The sequence below is a fragment of the Paludisphaera sp. genome (genome assembly GCF_037189885.1).
Taxonomy (GTDB): Bacteria; Planctomycetota; Planctomycetia; order Isosphaerales; family Isosphaeraceae; genus Paludisphaera.
The window spans coordinates 1-18,803 of record NZ_JBBCIR010000005.1 but is presented as its reverse complement, the minus strand read 5'-3'; the positions used below and the strand labels follow the sequence as shown (position 1 = coordinate 18,803).

The following is an 18,803-nucleotide window of genomic DNA, read 5'->3' as shown; positions in this document are numbered from 1 at the left end:
AACGTCGATGAGTCAGCCAATGCAATCGCCCCCCCTCGTCGAGATCTGCTGCGGCGACCTACGCTCCGCGCTGGCGGCGGGCGAAGGGGGCGCCGACCGCGTGGAACTGTGCGACCGCCTGGAGGTCGGCGGGACGACGCCGGGGGCGGGGACGATCGCCGAGGCGTGCCGGGCCCTGGCGATCCCGGTCCACGTCCTGGTGCGAGTCCGCGCCGGCGACTTCACCCCCGACCGCGCCGAGTTCGCCGCGATGCGCGACGACGTGGACGTGGCGAAGCGGATGGGGGCCTCGGGCGTCGTGTTCGGGATCCTCCGCGCCGACGGCGCCGTCGACCGCGACGCCACCGCCGCGCTCGTCGAGCAGGCGCGGCCGATGAGCGTGACGTTCCACAAGGCGTTCGACCAGACGCCGGATCTCGACGAGGCGCTGGAGACGCTGATCGAGCTGGGCGTCGACCGTGTGTTGACCTCCGGCGGCCGGGCCTCGGCCGAGGAGGGGGCGGAAGCCCTGGCGCGCCTGGTCGCCAGGGCCGGCGACCGCGTCGGCGTGCTCGTCGCCGGCCGCCTGTCGTTGGCTAACATCGCGGCCATCGTCAAGCGAACCGCCGCGCGCGAGGTCCACCTCGGGTCGGCGGCCGTCGGGCCGATCGCCAGCCCGTGCGCGTTCCGTCCCCGCGACGGCTCCACGCTCGACTGGGCCGGCGTCCGCGCCGAGAAGGTCCGCGCGATCATGGAAGTCGCGCGGACGCTCGCCGATTAGTTGATGACCGGCTGGCCGGCGCGGAGGTACGAGAACAGGTCGCGCGTCTGGTCGTCGGTCAGGTCGTCGAGCAGGCCGTCGGGCATGATGGAGGTCCTGGCCGGTTCGAGGGCCTCGACGTCGTCGCGGTCGATCGCGCGCTCCTCGCCGTCGGCCGTGCGAAGGACGACGACGCGCGGGTCGGAGTCGACGCGGACGCCGGAGAGGACGCGGCCGTCCGCCGTGGCGACGGTCCACGCGGCGTAGCCCTCGCGGATCTCGGCCGAAGGATCGACCACGGCCAGGAGCATCGCGTCCAGGTCGTCGCGGCGGTACGGCGTGAGGTCCGGGCCGACGTTCCCCCCCTTCCCGAACAGCGCGTGGCAGCGCTCGCAACGCTGCTGGAACAGGGCCTGCCCGGCCCTGGGCGTGCCGCCGCCGGACCGCGCGATGTTGGCCAGCCGGGCGACGCGCGCGTCGCGATCCGCGGCGGTCGCCGCCGTCGCCGGGCCGAACAGGCGGTCGACCAGGCTGTCCACGTTCGCGTCCTTCAGGGCGCGGAGCCGCGTCGCGACATCGCGGGGCATTGAGCGCGGGTCGATCCGCCCCGCCGCCGCGGCCTCCAGCAGCGCGACCGCCCACGGCCGGCGGGTGGCCAGGAGGTCGAGCGCCGCGGAACGCACGTCGTCGGGCAGCGCGCCGTAGGTGGCCAGCACCGCGTCGGCGATGGCCGGGTCGTCGTACACCGCGAGCGCCCCCAGCGCGGCGGAGCGCAGCGGGTTGATCGGCGAGCCCAGCGCCAGGGCCTCGACCGCCGGGCGGCAGGCGTCGACGCGGACCTCGCCCAGCACGCGGAGGTATTGCATCTGCTTCTCGCGGTCGCCGTCCGGATCGGCCAGGACTCGGCTCGCCTCCGCGACCGCCTCCGGCTTGCCGCGCCGGAGCCCCAGCACGATCGACGCCCCCCCCTGCCTCTCCATCGCCTCGGCCAGCGCCGGGGGGAGGCCGGCCGTCGACCGGCCCATGTACGCGGCCTCAAGCCCGGTCATCAGCCGCTTGACGTCCTCGGGACCCGGCGCCGCCTCCAGCAGCCGGACGCAGCGCTCGAGGTCGGCCGGCATGCCCGAGACGGCGAAGCGACGCATCAGCCGTTCCTGGATCGTGGATATGCTTATGGCGTTGTCCCACGCGGCGGGCTCGCGGAACATCGCCTCCACGGCGTCCGGGTCGGTGGTTGCCTTCGCTTCGATCGCCCACCAGATCAGGAGCGGGATGCGGGGGTCGTCCGCGTCGGCGTCGCGCGTCATCAGCGCCCGCGCGATCGCCAGCGCCTGGGGCGCGGGGAGGCGACGCGCCGACGCGGCGAGCTGCGCGCGGACCTCGGCGGAAGGCTCGGCCCCCGCCGCCTCGACGAGCGCCCGGCCCACCGCGTCGGAGACGTGGCCGTCGTCGCAGGCCAGCCGCGCCGCCCACTCGCGGACGGGCGCGTCGGCGTGCCGGAGCGCCGCGAGCGTCGCCCCCTTGTCGAGCATGCCGACCGCGTGCAGCGCCCACAGCGCCTCCAGCGCCGGCCGCCCCGTCCGCGACGCCGTCAGCCGCCGAAGCTCGGGCGCGAGGCCCGCGTCCTTGCGGTCGGCCAGCACGCGCAGGGCCGTGCGCCGGACCCATCGATTCGGGTCGTCCAGCCGCTCGACCAGTTCGCGCGACGAGAGCCGGCCGAGGTCCGGGAGCGGGCCGGAGGGCTTCGCGTCGCGGGGGCGGATGCGATAGACGCGGCCGGTGTCCGCGTCGATCTTGCCCTCGTTGTGGCGGAGGTGGGCGGCCTGCGCGTCGTGCCAGTCGGCGACGTAAAGGTAGCCGTCGGGGCCGAGCGTGACGTCGACCGGCAGGAAGCTCCGGTCGTCGGTGGTCATGGCGAATCCCACGTCGCGGGTGCGGAACGTCGAGCCGTCCGGGATCAATTCGCTCATGACGACGTGATTGAGCAACGGCGCGACGCCGAACATTACGCCGTCGTAGCTTTCGGGGAACCGGCCCCCTTCATATATGGTCAGGTCGTGCGTGAAGCGGGGCGTCGGGGCGTGCTTCATCGCGGGGAAGTAGCCGAAGGCGAAGGGGTTGGAGAGGGCCCCGTGCTTGTCGAACGTCTTCTGGAGGTAGGCCCCCTGGAGGTAGTGGAACCCGCGCGTGTCGCCGCCGTTGTGGCCGGAGAAGAGGCGGCCCCGCGCGTCGATCTCCACGCCGAAGGCGTTGCCGCCCCCCTCGGAGAAGACCTCGTAGACGCGATGCTCGGGGTGGTACCGCCAGATGAGCTGGCCCAGCGAGCGCGTCGCGCGGTCGTCCGGCTCGCCGGGTCGCGAGACGCGGCCCGTCACCGTGCTCCCCTGCGCGGCGTATATCCAGCCGTCCGGGCCCCAGGTCAGGCTGTTGACCACGGAATGCGTGTCCTCCATTCCGAAGCCTTGCAGCAGCACCTCCGGGTCGCCGTCGGGGACGTCGTCGCGGTCGCGGTCGGGGTAGAACAGCAGGTAGGGGGGATTGAGGACGAACACGCCCCCGCGGCCGACGAGGGACGAGGTCGCGACGTTCAGCCCCTCCACGAACGTCTTGTGGCGGTCGTACACGCCGTCGCCGTCGACGTCCTCGTGGATGCTGATCCGATCCAGGCCCCGGACGTGGTTCGGCGGCGGCTGGGGGACCTTGTCGTAGACCACGCGCCAGGCACCGTCCCGGCTGAGGACCTTCAGGCCGGCGGGGTGGGGATACTCGCCGTACTCCGCGATCCACATCCGCCCGCGCTCATCGAAGTTGATGTTCACGGGCTGACGGATGACCGGGTCGGAGAGTACCAGGTCCACGGCCAGGTCGTCGGGCGTCTGGAAGGAGGTCGCCGGCGCGTTCGGCTCGCCGGGCGCGGGGCGGTCGAGCGCCCAGAATACGCCGTTGCGCAGCAGCCGGCGGAACGACGGGATGTCGAAGTCGTCGGGGTGCCCCAACGACGTGTAGAAGACCCGCGAGCGCCCCTTGAGGTTGACCCACGCGACGGGCTCCGCCGGCTGGCCCTCGATGGAGCCCATGAGCAGCGGGATGGTCGTCGGCGCCAGCGGGCTGGCCTTGTAGAGCGATCCCTTGCTCTTGAAGCCCAGGCTCACGCCGTCGAGGATCGGGTGGCCCTTCGCCTCGGGGGCCAGGTCGATCGTCGGTTCCAGGTCGTTGCCGTGATGGCCGGTGTAGTGGCCCCCGAGTACGTCCGGGTCGAACGTCGGCCATTCGGCGTGGCCCTCCGGGGCCTTCCCTCGCGTGTCGAAGGCGTGGCTCGCCGTGCGGACGCCGACGACCGGCTTGCCGGATTCGACGAAGCGCCGGATCACCCTCGTCTGCTCAACCGTCGGCGCGCGCCGACGCACGCTGACGACCAGCAGGTCGGCGTCGTCGAGCGCCTCGACCCCGGGGAAGTCGTTGGGCGTCTTCGGATCGGCGACGACGAGCGCGCAATCCACGCCGTGCGGTTCCAACTCCTCGCGGGCGAACGCGGGGAGCGTGCGCTCCGTCTCGTATTCGTCCTCGCCGATCAGGAACACGACGCGGGGGCGATCGTCGGCCGAGGCCGCGCCGGCGGCGATGGCGGCGACGAGGCAGGCCGCGGCGAGGAGGATGGGCCGCATGGGATGGCCTCCGGGGGGAAGGTCGGGGCGGGCGCCAGCGAGGAGCGACGCGGGCGATTCTCCACCCCGGCCGAGGCCGAGTCAACGACCTCCCCGCCCGCGTCAAGCAGGCCAGGCGTCGACCTCCGTCTCCGGCAGCCGCGCCTTGATCGCCTCGACGATCCGCTCCTGCTCGTCCATCGGGGCGCACGCGAGGTGCAGCTTCATGAGCGTCTCGCCGCCGCGACCCTTCAGGATCGGCCGCGGGAGGAAGGGCTCGCCGAAGGTGTCGTAGGACGTCTCGACCTCGCAGCGGTACACGTCGGACCACGGGACGAAACGCCGGACCAGCATCCGTTGCGACGGATAGCCGGTCACGCCCTCGGCGTCGACCCAGGCCAGGGGCTTGCCGTAGTCCAGGATGCTCACGATCCAGCAGACCAGGAAGAAGGCCGACATGCCGAAAGAGAGCCGCCGCAGCCAGGGGTCCCCCTCGAACAGGAACCATCCCCCCGCGAGGAGGAACAGGCTCCAGAACGGCGCGCCGATGAGGAGTAAGCGGAGCCGTTCGTTCGGCAACCTCGCCTCGACCCGCTCCATCGCCCCGACGTTCATGGCGGGCTCGGAAGGTGACCGGGCGTAAATCTCGACGGCCGTCCCGCGCAGCGTCAGGCCACGTCGACGGAGGATGTGCTCGGCCAGGTTGCGGGCGAGGGCCAGGTAAAGGAGGGTCATGCCCGCCAGGGAACCGCCGTTGATCCGGGCGCCGCACAGGCGGGCCACCTCGCGCGAGGCGATCGTCGTCCCGAGGGCGATCAGCCCCGACAGCAAGAATACCAGCCGCCGGTAATCCTTCTCCGAGATCGCCCTCGGCTCGTCCATCGGCCCTCCCGGTCGCGCCGCGGGGATAGAAAGGTGGAGAAATCAGGGAGATTTTCCACCCCCCCAAGCATCGCGTCAACGATCCGGCGGCCCGTGCGCGTCAGCCCCGACGGCCGCGGCGGACCAGGCCGGCGCCCAGCGCCAGGCCGGCGAAGACCAGGAGCGCGGAGGGCTCGGGGACGGCCGGCGGGACGGCGAACTGCCCTTCCGCCGCGTTGAGTTCGGCGGGGGAGAACAGGAACGTGCTCCATCCCCCCTCGTATCGCCCCCACGCGAGGATTTGCCCGAGATTGTTGATCGATCGCAAGGAAAGCGCCCCCAGCTCCTCGTGGCTTCCCAGTTGGCCGAGCAGCGAACTGAGTTCGGTCGGGACGCCGTCTCGGTAGATGACCGACTTCTGGCTCGCCCCGCCGAACGCCGCGGTTCCCACGATGTCCCCGTGGTTGTTGAACGCGGCGGGGAACGTCGACAGCGCCCCGGCGATGCCCGGCAGCATGATCGGCCCCGAGCCGTCATCGGGGATGAGGATCGGGTGGGTGGATGTCGAATCGTCTCGCGGCGGCTTGAAGCCCAGCACGTCCCCCTTGTCGTTGAAGCCGACGCCCTGGAACGTCCCCAGGTGGGTCCAGATTCCGGAGCGAAGGAGGTACGCCTCCGGGGTGGAGTCGTACCATCCGCCCCCGGCCTGGATGAGGACGTCGCCGGCCGCGTTAACTCCGATGAGCTGGCCATGGACCATCCCCGACGGGAGGTCCAGCTCGCGGACCTTCCCGTCCTCCACCATGAACGGTCGATCGTGCGGGGGCGTCGTGGTGTGGCCGTGGCTGTCGATCCACGCCGTGCCGTACATCCGGCCGGCGCCGTCGAACCCCCGCGCGCCGGCCGCATAGGGCCCTGGGATGTCCATGTACGCCGAACGCCCCGTGTCGGCCTCATAGACGACGCCGTGCCTCGTGAAGAGGTCGTCCCGCCCGCCGGGGATGCTCCCCAGGTCCGTCGGCCGGTCCATGACCCTGTATCCGCCCGGCCCGAGCGAATCGAACACGAAGTGCCGCGTGGTGGCGCCGCGCCTTTCCTCGCCGAAGACCTGGCCCCGGTCGTTGAGCTGGAGATATTCGTCGCCGAACAATCGTGCCACCGTGTAAGGGGACGCCGAGGCCCCCCCCGCCGCGATGAGCGAGCCCATCACGGCCGCCAGGATCCCCGCCGCCCCTCCGCCCGCGATGCGCGACATGTCGGTGCCTTCCGTGGTCGTCGTGCCGTCATGATAAGATGGAGCCCCCTCGCGTCGCGGGGGGCTCGCGGATTTCGTCAAGAACGTCAGGGCCGCGCGGACGCGTCAGCCCCGACGGCCGCGACGGACCAGGCCGGCGCCCAGCGCCAGGCCGGCGAAGACGAGGAGCGCGGAGGGCTCGGGGACGTTCGGGGTGTCGAAGACGCCCTCGGCCACGTCGAGGTCGCCGGGCGACAGCAGGAAGTTGACCTGCCGGTCGCCGTCGGTCCCGCTCGCGAGGATCTGACCCAGGCTGTTGATCGAGTGGATGAAGCGGACCTGCAACTCCCCGAAGACCCCCGCGCGTTCGATCAACGCGTTGAGGTCGGTCGCGACGCCGTCGCGGTAGATGAACGGCGTGCTCACGCCGCCGGTGAAGAACCCGTAGCCCATGACCTCGCCGCGATTATTGATCGCGAAGGGGAATGTCGTATGCGCCCCGGCGAGGTCGCCCAACGCGATCGGCTCCGAGCCGTCGGCCGGGATGAGGGTCGAGATGATCCCCCCCGCGGGGCCCTCCAGCCGGACGAAGCCTAGCACGTCGCCCCTGTCGTTGAGGCCCCTGCCCTGGAACGCCCCCAGGTGGGTCCACGCGCCGTCGCGCAAGAGGTACGCCTCCGGCGCGTCGTTCGCGTCGACGCCGGCCTGGATCAGCACGTCGCCGGCCGCGTTCACTCCGGCGAGCGTCGCGTGGCCCATCCCCGCGGGGAGGTCCAGCTCGCGGACCTTGCCGTCTTCCGCGACGAAAGGCCGGGAATAGTACGGCGAGGGCTCCGTGGGGGAGCCCGGGATAGGGATCACGGGCTCGCCATGCCGCGTCTCCCCGTACATCCGGCCGGCGCCGTCGACCGTCTTGACCCCGATGCGATATGGCTCGGGGAGATCCAGCAGGGCCGCGCGGCCCGTCTCGACGTCGTAGACGGCGTGAGGCCCCGGGCCGGGGGGCGTCACGAAGACGTCTCCCCGCCCCCCGGTGACTCCCCCGGGGGCGGTCGGCTCGTCCATGATCCTGTAGCGGCCCGGGCCGAGGGAGTCGAAGACGAAGGCCCGACTCGACGGCCCCTCGCCCGCCGTCCCGAAGACCTGGCCCCGGTCGTTGAGGCCGAAATACCTGTGGTCGCCGAGATACTCCGTGACCTTGTACGGGGCCGCCGAGGCCCCCCCCGCCGCGACGAGCGAGCCCATCACGGCCGTCAGGATCCCCGCCGCCCCTCCGCCCGCGATGCGCGCCATGGCCGTCCCCTCCCTGGTCGGTGTGCCGTCATGGTTCGATGGAACCGTCGGCATCGTGGGGAGGGGCTCGGTTTCCGTCAAGATCGATTCGAACGGGCGGGAGTCCCGGCGGTCAGCGGGGCATCCAGACGCGGACGAGGGAGAGGATCTTGTCGACGTCCAGGGGCTTGGCCATGTAGTCGTTGGCGCCGGCGTCCAGGCAGCGGGCCTGGTCGTCGCGCATCGCCTTGGCGGTCAGGGCGATGATGGGGAGCTTCTTCCACTCGGGACGCTTGCGGATCTCGCGGGTGGCGGTCAGGCCGTCCATCTCGGGCATCATCACGTCCATCAGGACGAGGTCGACCTTGCGGGACGGGTCGGCCTGGGCCTTCTCCAGCGCCTCGAGCGCCTCCAGGCCGTTGCGGGCGATCTCGACGAGCGCGCCGCGGGGCTCCAGGATGCTGGAGAGGGCGTAGACGTTGCGGACGTCGTCCTCGACGATCAGGATCCGGCGGCCCTCCAGGGCCGAGTCGCGGCCCAGCGCCTTCTCCAGCATCCTGCGCTGCTCCGCCGGCAGGTCGGAGACGACGCGGTGGAGGAACAGCGTCACCTCGTCGAGGAGCCGCTCGGGCGACTTGGCGCCCTTGATGATGATCGACCGGGAGTACCGCCTGAGCCGCTGCTCCTCCTCGGCGGACAGGTCGCGGCCGGTGTAGACGATGACCGGCGGGAACGAGTAGGCGTCCTCGCGGCTGAGCGTCTCCAGCAGCGAGTAGCCCGAGGCGTCCGGGAGGGACAGGTCCAGGATCATGCAGTCGAAGGTGGCCGCGCTCAGCCGCTCCAGGCATTCGGCGGCGCTGCGGACGCCGGTGGTCTCCACGTCCAGGGTCGCCAGGAGCTGGCGCAGGGCCTCCAGCTGCGCCGGGTCGTCCTCCACGACCAGGACGCGGCGGAGCCCCTGCTCCATGCGGTCCTCCAGGCGGCGGAGGACCTCCATGATCTCCTCGCGCTTGACGGGCTTGAGCATGTAGCCCACGGCCCCCAGCTCCAGCGCCGCGCGGACGTAGTCGCCGCCGGAGACGACGTGGACCGGGATGTGACGGGTGCGCGCGTCGTGCTTGATGCGGTCCAGGACCGAGAGCCCGGAGTGGTCCGGGAGCCCGACGTCCAGGAGCACGGCGCTGGGGAGGTACTGCACGGCTGTGGAGACGGCCTCCTCGGCCGTGGAGACGACCAGGCACTGGAAGCCCAGCTCGCGGACCATGTCGTAGAGCACGCGCGCGAAGTTGGCGTCGTCCTCCACCACGAGGATCACGCGCTTGCTCGTCAGCCGGTCGCGGTCGTCCTCGAACGGGATGGGGGGGGCCGCGGCGGGGGCCGGCGCCCGCCTGGGCTCGGGGACGGGCGGGGGGAGGTCCGGCACGTGGTCGGCGATCGTGTTGGCCGTGGGCGGGAAGACGTGGGGCGAGGTCGTCGGGATCGTCAGCGTGAACGTGCTGCCGCGGCCCGGCTCGCTCTCCAGCGCGATCCCGCCGCCGAGCAGCCCGGCCAGGTCGCGCGCGATGGACAGGCCCAGGCCGGTGCCGCCGAACTTCCGGTTCGTGGTCCCGTCCGCCTGGCGGAACGCCTCGAAGATGACGCCGTGCTGCTCGCGCGGGATGCCGATGCCGGTGTCCGAGGCGGCGAACGCCACCCGGCCGTCGCCGTCGCGGCGGATCTCCATCGCCACCTCGCCGCGCTCGGTGAACTTGATCGCGTTGGACAGCAGGTTGCGCAGGATCTGCTCCAGCCGCTGGCGGTCGGTCTCGACGACCTCCGGGCAGCCGGGCTGGACGCTCACCCGGAAGTTCAGCCCCTTCTGCGCCGCGATCGGGTCGAACGTCCGCCGCAGGTCGTCGGCCAGGCCGGCCGTCGGCACGGGCTCGGGCCGGACGTCCATGCGGCCGGCCTCGATCTTGGCCAGGTCCAGGATGTCGTTGATGAGCGTCAGCAGGTCGTCGCCCGCCGACTGGATCGTCCGGGCGAACTTGACCTGCTCGTCGGTGAGGTTCCCCGTCGGGTTGTCGGCCAGGAGCTTCGCCAGGATCAGCGACGAGTTCAGCGGCGTGCGCAGCTCGTGCGACATGTTGGCAAGGAAGTCGGACTTGTAGCGGCTCGCCTGCTCCAGCTCCGTGGCCTTGCGGGCCAGCTCGTCGCGCTGGGTCTCCAGGATCGCCGCCTGCTCGCCGAGCTGGGCGTTGGTCTGCTCCAGCTCCACCTGCTGCAGCTCCAGGCGCGACTGCGACTCCTTCAGGGCCCTCCCCTGCTCGTCCAGCTCCTCGTTGGAGACGCGCAGCTCCTCGGCCTGGGCCTGCATCTCCTCGGCCTGGCGCTGGGTCTCCTCCAGCAGGTCCTGCAGGTGGCGGCGGTACTCGGCCGCCTCGACGGCGGCGGCGACGGCCCCGGAGATCGCCCCCAGCAGGTCGACGGCGCGGTCGTCCAGCTCGTGGACGAACCCCAGCTCGACGACGCCGCGGACGCCGCCGTCGCCGAGCATCGGCGCCACGACCAGGCTGCGCGGCGACGACGACCCGAGGGCGGACCCCACCGAGAGGTAGCCGTCGGGGACATCGCGGACGACCACCACCTCGCCGGTTTCCGCCGCGCGGCCCAGGAGCCCCCGCCCCCGCTCGAAGCCCTCCGGGACCGCGTCGTCCGACGTGGCGCCGACGACCGCGACGCGCCGGAACCCGCCCCCCCCCGCCGCGAAGAACGCGCCCGCGTGCGCGTCCAGGTAGTCGGTCAGGAACCGCAGAAGGCTGCGGCCCAGTTCCTTCGGGCTCTGCTCGCCCAGGACGGCCGCGCTCAGGCCGATCCGCCCCGCCTGGAGCCACTCCTCGCGGGCCCGCGAGATCGCCGCCCGCCGCAGCAGCGACGCGACCGCCAGCGTCAGCGCCCCCCCCAGCAGGCCGGCCGCCAGGATGCCCACGACGGCCATGGCGTAGGCCGCCTCCATCTCCTCCACCCGCCGACGGCGGCGGTCCCGTTCCGTCTCCAACATCCGGTTCACCGTCTCGCGCATGGCGTTCATCGCCGACCTGCCCGAGTCGGTCCGGACGACCGCCAGGGCGGCGTCGAGGCCCCGCTCGCGTCGCAGCGTGATCGTCTCCTCCATCTCGCCCAGCTTGACCGCGACGTAGTTCCGGACGGCGGCCAGCTGCCGGCTCTGCTCCTCGTCCCCCGCGAACATCTCCTCCAGCTGCGCGATCCTCCCCTCGATCCGGGGCGCCGCCGTCTGGTACGGATCCAGGTAGCGGACGTCGCCGGTGAGGATGTAGCCGCGCTGGCCCGTCTCGGCGTCCCGCGAGAGCGCGAGCACGTCGGTCAGCGCGGTGAGGACCTCGTGCGTCCGCATGACCAGGCGCGCGTTGTGCTCGATCGTGCGCGTGTTGAGGTACGCCGTCACGCCGCTGATGATGAAGACGGCCAGCACGGCCGCCGCTCCCGCGTACAGGCCCAGCCCGGGCCCGCGCCCGGCGGCGCTCGGTCGTTTCTCGGTCATCGGTCATCCTGGAGGGATCGGTGCCGCCCGCGCCGACGCGCGGGCTCGTGGTCGCAGGACGACCAGCATACCGCGACGGCGCGGCGGGCGTCGACGCCGTGCCGCGTCGCGCCGTCCCCCGCGGCGACTTCGGGGGGAACCGCGCGCCGCTCTCCCAGCCTCATGCCGGGGAGGAGGGGATGAGATGGCACCCCTGCTCTGTTGAAAACCTTGAGACGGGCAACGACGCGCATCCTCCCTTCTCCCACGAGGGTGCTCCGTCGAAAACGTGACGGCACGGGCCACGACTATCATCCCTTCTCCCCTCGTGGGAGAAGGTGGCCGAAGGCCGGATGAGGGGGCGAACGGCGACACTTCCCCCGACGCACGAAGGATTTAAGTCGATGCTTTCTGATCGCGCCCCCCTCATCCGCCCCTCCGGGGCACCTTCTCCCACGAGGGGAGAAGGGGGATGAACTCCTCCTTCGCGGTGTTCTCGACAGAGCACCACGAGGGGAGAAGGGAGGATGCGCGTCTCCCGGCGGTGTTTTCTACATGACGTCGCACTCCCCGATCGGTGGAATTTTCCGGAAACATGGAATCACGCCGCCGGGCCCATCGATCCTACCGTCGGCCTGACCGTTCCTTGGCAATTCGGAAAGCAGTCGACGCGAACCTCGCGGGATGGGGCGAAGTCGCGCCTGGCGTGCGTGCAATCGATGGACGCGGTCCCGGCGCGACCGGGTGTTTGCGTGCGTGTGGGGCGCGGCCGGGGGCCGGGCGGGTGATCTCGCGAAACATCATCGACTTCGACGAACGAAGCCAACTCGATTCTCGCGCAAAGTCAGCACGATCAGGATGTTGCGTCCTCTTCGGCGTCGGTCCTTCGCGACGAACGAAGCCAACGACTCCGGCGGCGAGGGCCGGCGTCGGGAACGAGATTGGACAGGATGGCGCGGGATGTCGAAGGAAAGGGTGGGGGGGGCGTGGGTCGAACAATCCAGGCCCTTCCCCTTCCACGTCCGGGGCGTTTGGTGTAGCTTCCGGGCCTTGTCGCGGCCGTCGGGTTCCGACGCCGCCGGGGGTTGGGCGACCGCTCGCCGGGAGCCATCCCGACAGCGGTCCATCCCCATTTACGTCGTCTTGAGCGAGGTGCATGGATGCACGAGCCGAAGGGACGATATCTGTCGCCGACCGGGCCGCGCGGGTTCATCGGCGACCTGGTCCACTTCGCCCACAAGATCCCCTCGGCGCCGGTGAGCCGGACGTTCGACGTCTCGGCCCTCGCGGGGCCGAGGGCCCGGCACCCGCTGCGGCCGTCGTGGTCGTGCCTGTTCATGAAGGCGTACGCGCTGGTGGGCGCCGAGCACGCCCCGCTGCGGCGGGCGTACCTGGAATTCCCCTGGCCGCGGATCTACGAGCACCCTTACATGAACTGCGCGCTGGCGATCGAGCGCCAGTACATGGGGGAGGACGGCGTGTTCGTCGGCCTCTTCCGGGCGCCGGAGCATCAGTCGCTCGCGCAGCTCCAGGGCTCGTTGCGCGAGTACAAGGACCGCCCGCTGGAGGAGGTGGGCTTCTTCCGCCAGGCGCTGCGGTTCAGCCGCGTGCCGCGGCCGGTGCGGCGGTTCTTCTGGTGGAGCACGCTGAACATCGCGGGCTCCAAGCGGTGCAAGCGGTTCGGCACCTTCGGCCTCTCCACCTACGGGTCGCTGGGGGCGGAGCAGATCCACCCGATCTCGCCCCTGACCACGACCCTGACCTACGGCCCGATCGACCCCGAGGCGGGGCGGGTGGTGGTGAAGCTGATCTACGACCATCGCGTGCTGGACGGGGCGTTCGTCGCCCGCCGGCTCCGCGACATCGAGGACGCCCTCCACGGGCCGATCCTCCGCGAGCTGCTCGACGGCCCTTCGACCGTCGAGCCCGCCCGCACGCCGCACATGGCGGCCTCCCCCTCGCTCGTCCCCCGGGCCGACTGATCGGCCGGGGGGACGGCCGGGCGCCGGATCGGCTCAGATGAGCGGATCGTCCTTGTCGGTGGTGATCCGCACGTCCAGCCGGCTCATCAGCCGCTTCAGGGCCTCCTCCTTGGAGCTGATGAACAGCACGTTCTCCAGGATGATCGCCCGCTCCATGTTGGGGACCTGCAGCACCAGCCGCCCGGCGCCCAGCAGGAGGTACTCCAGGACGTCCGGGATCTCCTTGTCGAACTTCAGGTTCAGGGTCGGGTACCGCTCCAGGTCGCTGAGCGGGCCGTGGTGGTGCAGGATCTCGTTGGGCATGATCTCCCAGTAGTCCAGCCACCGCGTCACGTAGACGATGGCCAGGACGATCATGACCATCGTGAAGTACATCAGGTAGAACCCGGCGTTGGCGAAGACGTAGATCGACCCCAGCATGGCGTTGATCGGCCGCAGCAGGTCGAGGTCGAAGTACGACCCCAGCCAGAGCACGAAGAACGTCGTGAACAGGATCGCCAGGATCAGCCCGATCAGCTCGAATCGCGGGAAGTCCAGGCCCATCACCACGAGGTTGAACCCCAGGACCACCAGGAACAGCACCCCCAGCAGGTTCTGGGGCGTGTTGAACCGCTCGCGGCGGGTGATCGGCGCGCCGGGGGCCTTCGTCGAGCCGTCGGCCGTCGGGACGTCCGCCTTGGGGGAGTCGACCCTCACGACCTCGGCGTTCTCCCCGGCGGCGGTGACGACCTCGGGCCCGCGGCTGGGGTCGTACTCCTTGTCCGGCAGGGCCCACATCCCGATCGCGCAGATCAGCGAGACGACGGCCGACGGGAAGATGTAGATGACCTTCGGCCACATGAAAATCTTGATCCCCTTGTCGCGGCCCCGGACCCTCGGGGCCGTCGAGGGGTCGGGAATCTTCTGATCCGTGGACATGCGTCGTAATCTCCATGCGGCATGGTCGGGGCGCCGGCGCGGGCCGCCGGACGTCGGCGGGGCGGCCATCGGGGCGAATTAGCGAAAATCGTACCGCTCGCGGCGAGGGGGGTAAAGTCTCCCCCCCGTCGGGCGGGCCCCGTCGCTGTTCGTCGCCACGGCCCGATTCTTGGAACCGGCCGCTTTCGACCCTGTAGCATTCACGCAACGTTGCGGGCTGGGCCATTGAGGGGGGCCGATCCGCGGGCTAGCCTTGGGATGAGGATGGACGTCGCGTCCCCCCTCCCCCGCCCGCTGGAATGCCGCAAGGGTCGCCCCATGACGAATCTGCATCGGAAGTCGGCCGCCACGACCGCCGCCGCGGCGATGATCGCGATCGCCCTCTCCGCCCTGGTCCCCCCGTCCGGCGCCCAGGAGGCTGCGCCCTCGAAGTCGAAGGCGAAGGCGAAGACCCAGACCCAGAAGAAGGCCGGCGCCGCGACGGCCCCGAAGGCCGTGCGCCGGGTCCCCATGTACTTCGGCGGCCTCGGCCTCAGCGCCGAGCAGCGGGAGTCCATCTACGCCATCGAGGCCGAGTACCAGTCCCAGATCCGGGACCTGGAAAGCCAGGCCGACGACCTCCGCGAGCGCCTGATGTCCGAGTGCGAGGACATCCTGACCGCCCCCCAGAAGAAGGCCCTCGTCGAGGCCCGCAAGTCGGCCGCCGACCGCCGCAAGTCCACCGCCGCCCGCCGCAAGGCCGAGCCCGAGCCCGAGCCCGAAGCCGCGACCGAGCCCGAGCCCGAGCCCGAAGCCGATCCGGAAGCCGAGGCCGCCGACGAGGAAGAGCCCGCGCCCAAGGCAAAAGGAGGAGCCCCGGCGCGCAAGCCGGTGACGATCGAATAACCCCCCCCGCCCTCTGGGGGCTCCCGCCCCGAGCCCCCCGGGGCCATCCGTGTCGGCGTCGGATCGGCGGCTCGCCACGATGCGTCGGCGGTGACGCCGTTGACGCCGGTATTACAGCATCAGCCGAGGGCTTGGCAAGGCCTCCCAGGGGGTCGAGAATGGATGAGCGACGCTCGCTGGTGGAGATCGACCTGGCAGGTGTCAGGACGTCCGAGGAGTTGCAATCGCTCCTGTCCCGGTCGCTCGATTTCCCGGACTGGTATGGAGGTAATTGGAACGCCTTCTGGGACGCCATTACCGGGCTCGTTGACATGCCACGGTGCCTCCGGCTGGCCGGATGGGTCGAGTTCTCAGCCCGACTGCCGGAGGACGCCCGGCTTTTGCGGAAGTGCCTTGATGATGCGGAGGCGGATCTACCCGCATTAGCCGCGCAGGTGGAGTATGCCTGGCTCCCCGCGCGAGGTCGCCGGCACTCCCGTGTCCGTCGTCCGCCCCGGAAGGTCTCCACGACGCCCATGCTACTCACGGCCGTAGAGGTCGGCGGCGTACGCGCGACGACCAGCCAGTAAACCTGAGCAGCTAATGAGGGACGGACGTGGAGGTCGCCGTCTCAGTCCGCGGCCACGGGGATCGAAAACGGTCTGCACTGGGTGCTCGATGTGGTGTTTCGCGAGGACTGCGGCCGCATCCGGGCGAAGCACGCCGTGCCAATCCTGGGGAAAGCCCACCGACCGCGATGGCCATCCATCAAGAAGGCCGAGGCGGAGTTGCGCCGGCAGGCGGAGGAAGTTGGCGGGACGGCGACGGTGACGGCCCTCGTGATCGACGCGTCGCTGCCGTGATTAAGCCGTGTTCCCATGCGAATGGCCGCATGTTCAAGGCTGCTTCAGAAGCAGCTCTTCCCGCGCACGTCGCAGATGTCGTAGGAGTGGGCGCCGTCGACGTAGATCTCGCCCAGGGGGAGGGTGGCGGCGCTGCGGAGGGCGAAGCGGCCGTGGCGGTCGTTGATCGTCCGCTTCAGGCCGGCGACGGCCTTCACGCGCTCGGAGGCGCCCTGGAAGAGGGTCAGTTGCCGCTCGCCCTTGGGGCGCAGGTCGTCGGCGAAGAGGTGCATGCGGCCCGCGGAGGCGCCCTGGACGTACGCCTGGCGCAGGCAGGGGCGGAGGGCCTCCAGGAGGACGTCGAACTGGTCGGCCGGCTCGGGGAGGTTGGCGCGGCCCTCGCCGGAGCGGCCGTCCTTGTAGCCGACCCACACCGCGACGTGGCCCGTCAGCGCGCCGTGGTACGTCAGCTCCTCGATCAGCCGCTCCAGGTTGCGGACCAGCCAGGCCCAGAGGACGCTCGGGTCGTCGGTCGCCTCGCCGAAGCTCCCGCCGCGCGAGAGCATCTTGTGGGGGATCCGCTGGGGGTGGATCGGCAGGACCGCGTCGCCGTTCAGCTCCCACCAGAGCGCCTCGCCGGAGGCGGTCAGCAGGCGGCGGGCGACCCGGCGGTCCATCCGGGCGAAGTCCAGGCAGGTCGCGACCCCCCAGGGGGAGAGCCTCGCGGCGCGCCTGCCGGCGATGCCCGAGACCTCCGTCACCGGCGTCGCGGCCAGGAGCGCCTCCTCCGCCTCGCGGCCGAGGACCGCGCGGGCGCCGAACGGCTTGGCGGTGTCGGAGACGAGCTTGGCGAGCGTCTTGGTCCGGGCGATCCCCACCGTCGCCGGGACGCCAACCCGCTCCCGGATCCGGTCGCGGATCATCTCGGCGAAGCCCTGCTCGTCCTGCCCCCGGGCGAGGTCCGGCGTGAAGAAGAACTCGTCGATCGAGTAGTACTCGACCCGCGGCGAGTACTCCCGCACCACGTCGAGCATCAGCCGCGAGAGGACCTCGTACCAGCGGAAGTCGCGCTTCATGTAGGCGCCGTCGGGGCACTTCTTCACCGCGTCCCAGATCGGCTCGCCGGTCTTCACGCCGGCCGCCTTCATCTCGTAGGACTTGGCGATCACGCACGCCCCGTGGTTGCCGATGACCGCCAGCGGCACCCCCCGGAGGTGGTCGTACCGCACCCGCTCCGCCGAGACGTAGAAACAATCCGCGTCGACGTGCCCGACTGTGTTTGCGTTCCCCATGAACCCTCGTATACTTGGGCGCGAGGGTTTCGACAAGGGGAGGCCGGACGGGTTCGACCGTGTGTCTCGGAATCGCGCTGGCAGGGAGCGAGCTGCCCACGGAATGGATCGGGCGTCACGGGCTCGGGCCCCGTCTCCACCTGAGGAACGGCATGCCCGAGTACCGCTTCCTGTATCGGGAGCCGCGCCCCCGGCTGCCCGTGGTGCGCGACGGCGCGCTGCGGCTGGCGCGCTGGGGCAACGCGACCCGCCGCAGCCTGGTCCTCCCCACGACGGGCTGGACCTGGCGCGAGAGCGTCGAGGGGGGCCTGTGGGCCCGCTCCGGCGGCGTGTTCGTCGACATCCCCGCCAGCTACGGCCTGGAGCGCCGGGGCGTCTGGTACACGATCGAGACGGGCATCCGCGGCCTTCTGGTCCCCGACGAATACGGCCGCGCCGTCTGCTACATGATCTGCGAGCCCGCCAGCCACTACTACCGCGTCATGACCGGCTCCGACCGCATGCCCATGTTCATCGGCCAGCGCATCTGATCGGGGGGGCGGAATGGATTTCAGCCGATGAGCCGTCGAGGGCCCTCAGCACGCTCGCGATCAGTGGAAGTCCAACGTTCGAAAACCGGCGTTAGGACATGGTCGTCGATCCAGCGAATGACAGGCACGCAGACCGCGTCGCCGAAGCCGTACAGGTTCTGGATACTGTTCGACACAAGCGGGAACGTCGGGGCACCTTGAAGGCGGGCGTATTCTCGGGGGGACATCCAGCGCATTTTGAATGCGCCGCCCTCCACCACCGCGACGATCTGCCGAGCGCTGCCCCCCTTGGGCGTTCGCAGGCATCCGGCGATCCCATCGAACCGCACCTCCGCCATCGTGCGGTCGCCGCGCTTGCGACGGTAGATCGTGCCGACAAACGTCTCGCCCCTCGCCAGCATCGACTCGATCAGATAGCGGTGGCGGTCGTGCATCATGTCGCGATGCTTCTGGACGGCGTCGGGGCCCCACCAATCCTGGTGGTCGTCGCGATCGATGAATTCCGCCACGGTCGGCGGCTTCTCCTGGGGCAAGGGAACGTCAAACGCCGCCCATCCCGTCTGCAACTCGATCGCCCTCATGAGGCTCACCAGCTTGCGAGGGCGGACGGATTTGGGAGCGGCCTCGACGACCCGCGACCATTCGTCGGCGGGCCAATCCGCCTTTGACTTCCGGACAGCCAAGGGCGTTACGACACTCTCGTGAAGCCCGACGACGAACACGCGGGGGCGGCTCTGAGGCAGGAAATGGCAGGCGTCCACGACGAAAGCGTCGAGCCAGTAGCCGAGCGCCGCCAGTTCGCGCGCCGCCGATTCGAAGTCGCGCCCGCCCTTCGAAGTGATGAATCCGGTTACATTCTCCAGCATTATCATGCGAGGGCGTTCGGACCCCATCGCCTCGATCGCCCTCGTAAAGCCGAAGAAAGTGGAGGAATGCTCGCCGTCGAAGCCCTTGCAGTGCCCCGCTAGGCCGTGTTGACGGATTGGGCGAGCTTCCGGACGTGGATGAAGCCGAAGACGATCCGGGCGACGCCGAGGTAGACGTCCCTGAGCTTCTCATACCTGGTGGCGAAGCGGCGGAACTGCTTGGCCTTGGCGAACGCCCG

13 protein-coding genes are annotated in these 18,803 nt (G+C 70.7%); 5 read left to right on the top strand and 8 right to left on the bottom strand.

Annotation, left to right across the window (positions count from 1 at the left end):
* Positions 1-19 precede the first annotated feature (19 nt).
* A complete protein-coding gene (locus WG209_RS01670; protein WP_337173252.1) occupies positions 20-760 on the top strand; it encodes a copper homeostasis protein CutC in 741 nt (246 codons plus the stop codon).
* Here the strand turns inward: WG209_RS01670 and WG209_RS01665 are convergent.
* From WG209_RS01665 to WG209_RS01645, 5 genes are all read right to left on the bottom strand, one after another.
* The gene (locus tag WG209_RS01665) at positions 757-4,404 is read right to left on the bottom strand and encodes a PVC-type heme-binding CxxCH protein (RefSeq protein WP_337173251.1); all 3,648 of its coding nucleotides are present in this window, start codon (positions 4,402-4,404) and stop codon (positions 757-759) included. The genes WG209_RS01670 and WG209_RS01665 overlap by 4 nt on opposite strands.
* Positions 4,405-4,506: 102 nt before the next feature.
* On the bottom strand, positions 4,507-5,265 hold the full coding sequence (locus WG209_RS01660) for a hypothetical protein (RefSeq protein WP_337173250.1): 759 nt from the start codon (positions 5,263-5,265) through the stop codon (positions 4,507-4,509).
* Between the two features lie 100 nt (positions 5,266-5,365).
* The gene (locus WG209_RS01655) at positions 5,366-6,499 is read right to left on the bottom strand and encodes a hypothetical protein (protein WP_337173249.1); all 1,134 of its coding nucleotides are present in this window, start codon (positions 6,497-6,499) and stop codon (positions 5,366-5,368) included.
* 105 nt (positions 6,500-6,604) lie between these two features.
* Positions 6,605-7,771: a hypothetical protein gene (locus WG209_RS01650; RefSeq protein ID WP_337173248.1), complete on the bottom strand. Its 1,167-nt coding sequence runs from the start codon at positions 7,769-7,771 to the stop codon at positions 6,605-6,607.
* A 112-nt stretch (positions 7,772-7,883) separates the two neighbouring features.
* A complete protein-coding gene (locus WG209_RS01645) occupies positions 7,884-11,291 on the bottom strand; it encodes a response regulator (RefSeq protein WP_337173247.1) in 3,408 nt (1,135 codons plus the stop codon).
* 1,139 nt (positions 11,292-12,430) lie between these two features.
* Between WG209_RS01645 and WG209_RS01640 the strand changes: the two genes are divergently transcribed.
* Positions 12,431-13,252: a hypothetical protein gene (locus WG209_RS01640; RefSeq protein WP_337173246.1), complete on the top strand. Its 822-nt coding sequence runs from the start codon at positions 12,431-12,433 to the stop codon at positions 13,250-13,252.
* 33 nt (positions 13,253-13,285) lie between these two features.
* On the opposite strand, the gene WG209_RS01635 is transcribed toward WG209_RS01640, so the two are convergent.
* Positions 13,286-14,170 (bottom strand): hypothetical protein, encoded by an 885-nt coding sequence (locus tag WG209_RS01635; protein ID WP_337173245.1) that lies wholly within the window; start codon positions 14,168-14,170, stop codon positions 13,286-13,288.
* 318 nt (positions 14,171-14,488) lie between these two features.
* Here WG209_RS01635 and WG209_RS01630 point away from each other — a divergent pair, with 318 nt between their 5' ends.
* Together WG209_RS01630 and WG209_RS01625 are read left to right on the top strand one after the other, a co-directional pair.
* The gene (locus tag WG209_RS01630; RefSeq protein ID WP_337173244.1) at positions 14,489-15,055 is read left to right on the top strand and encodes a hypothetical protein; all 567 of its coding nucleotides are present in this window, start codon (positions 14,489-14,491) and stop codon (positions 15,053-15,055) included.
* Positions 15,056-15,705: 650 nt separating this feature from the next.
* On the top strand, positions 15,706-15,897 hold the full coding sequence (locus WG209_RS01625) for a hypothetical protein (protein WP_337173243.1): 192 nt from the start codon (positions 15,706-15,708) through the stop codon (positions 15,895-15,897).
* A gap of 44 nt (positions 15,898-15,941) precedes the next feature.
* Here WG209_RS01625 and WG209_RS01620 read toward each other — a convergent pair whose 3' ends face one another.
* Entirely contained in the window at positions 15,942-17,168 is a 1,227-nt protein-coding gene (locus WG209_RS01620; protein ID WP_337173242.1) for a nucleotidyltransferase, read from the bottom strand.
* Positions 17,169-17,320: 152 nt separating this feature from the next.
* On the opposite strand from WG209_RS01620, the gene WG209_RS01615 reads away from it, so the two are divergent.
* On the top strand, positions 17,321-17,698 hold the full coding sequence (locus WG209_RS01615; RefSeq protein ID WP_337173241.1) for a hypothetical protein: 378 nt from the start codon (positions 17,321-17,323) through the stop codon (positions 17,696-17,698).
* Between the two features lie 20 nt (positions 17,699-17,718).
* Here the strand turns inward: WG209_RS01615 and WG209_RS01610 are convergent, their stop codons facing one another.
* Positions 17,719-18,681: a DNA cytosine methyltransferase gene (locus WG209_RS01610; RefSeq protein WP_337173322.1), complete on the bottom strand. Its 963-nt coding sequence runs from the start codon at positions 18,679-18,681 to the stop codon at positions 17,719-17,721.
* Positions 18,682-18,803: the final 122 nt, after the last annotated feature.

Bases quoted from the DNA above. Each gene is read 5' to 3' on its own strand.
- WG209_RS01670 (WP_337173252.1), top strand. From the start codon at position 20: ATGCAATCGCCCCCCCTCGTCGAGATCTGCTGCGGCGACCTACGCTCC.
- WG209_RS01665 (WP_337173251.1), bottom strand. From the start codon at position 4,404: ATGCGGCCCATCCTCCTCGCCGCGGCCTGCCTCGTCGCCGCCATCGCC.
- WG209_RS01660 (WP_337173250.1), bottom strand. From the start codon at position 5,265: ATGGACGAGCCGAGGGCGATCTCGGAGAAGGATTACCGGCGGCTGGTA.
- WG209_RS01655 (WP_337173249.1), bottom strand. From the start codon at position 6,499: ATGTCGCGCATCGCGGGCGGAGGGGCGGCGGGGATCCTGGCGGCCGTG.
- WG209_RS01650 (WP_337173248.1), bottom strand. From the start codon at position 7,771: ATGGCGCGCATCGCGGGCGGAGGGGCGGCGGGGATCCTGACGGCCGTG.
- WG209_RS01645 (WP_337173247.1), bottom strand. From the start codon at position 11,291: ATGACCGAGAAACGACCGAGCGCCGCCGGGCGCGGGCCCGGGCTGGGC.
- WG209_RS01640 (WP_337173246.1), top strand. From the start codon at position 12,431: ATGCACGAGCCGAAGGGACGATATCTGTCGCCGACCGGGCCGCGCGGG.
- WG209_RS01635 (WP_337173245.1), bottom strand. From the start codon at position 14,170: ATGTCCACGGATCAGAAGATTCCCGACCCCTCGACGGCCCCGAGGGTC.
- WG209_RS01630 (WP_337173244.1), top strand. From the start codon at position 14,489: ATGACGAATCTGCATCGGAAGTCGGCCGCCACGACCGCCGCCGCGGCG.
- WG209_RS01620 (WP_337173242.1), bottom strand. From the start codon at position 17,168: ATGGGGAACGCAAACACAGTCGGGCACGTCGACGCGGATTGTTTCTAC.
- WG209_RS01615 (WP_337173241.1), top strand. From the start codon at position 17,321: ATGCCCGAGTACCGCTTCCTGTATCGGGAGCCGCGCCCCCGGCTGCCC.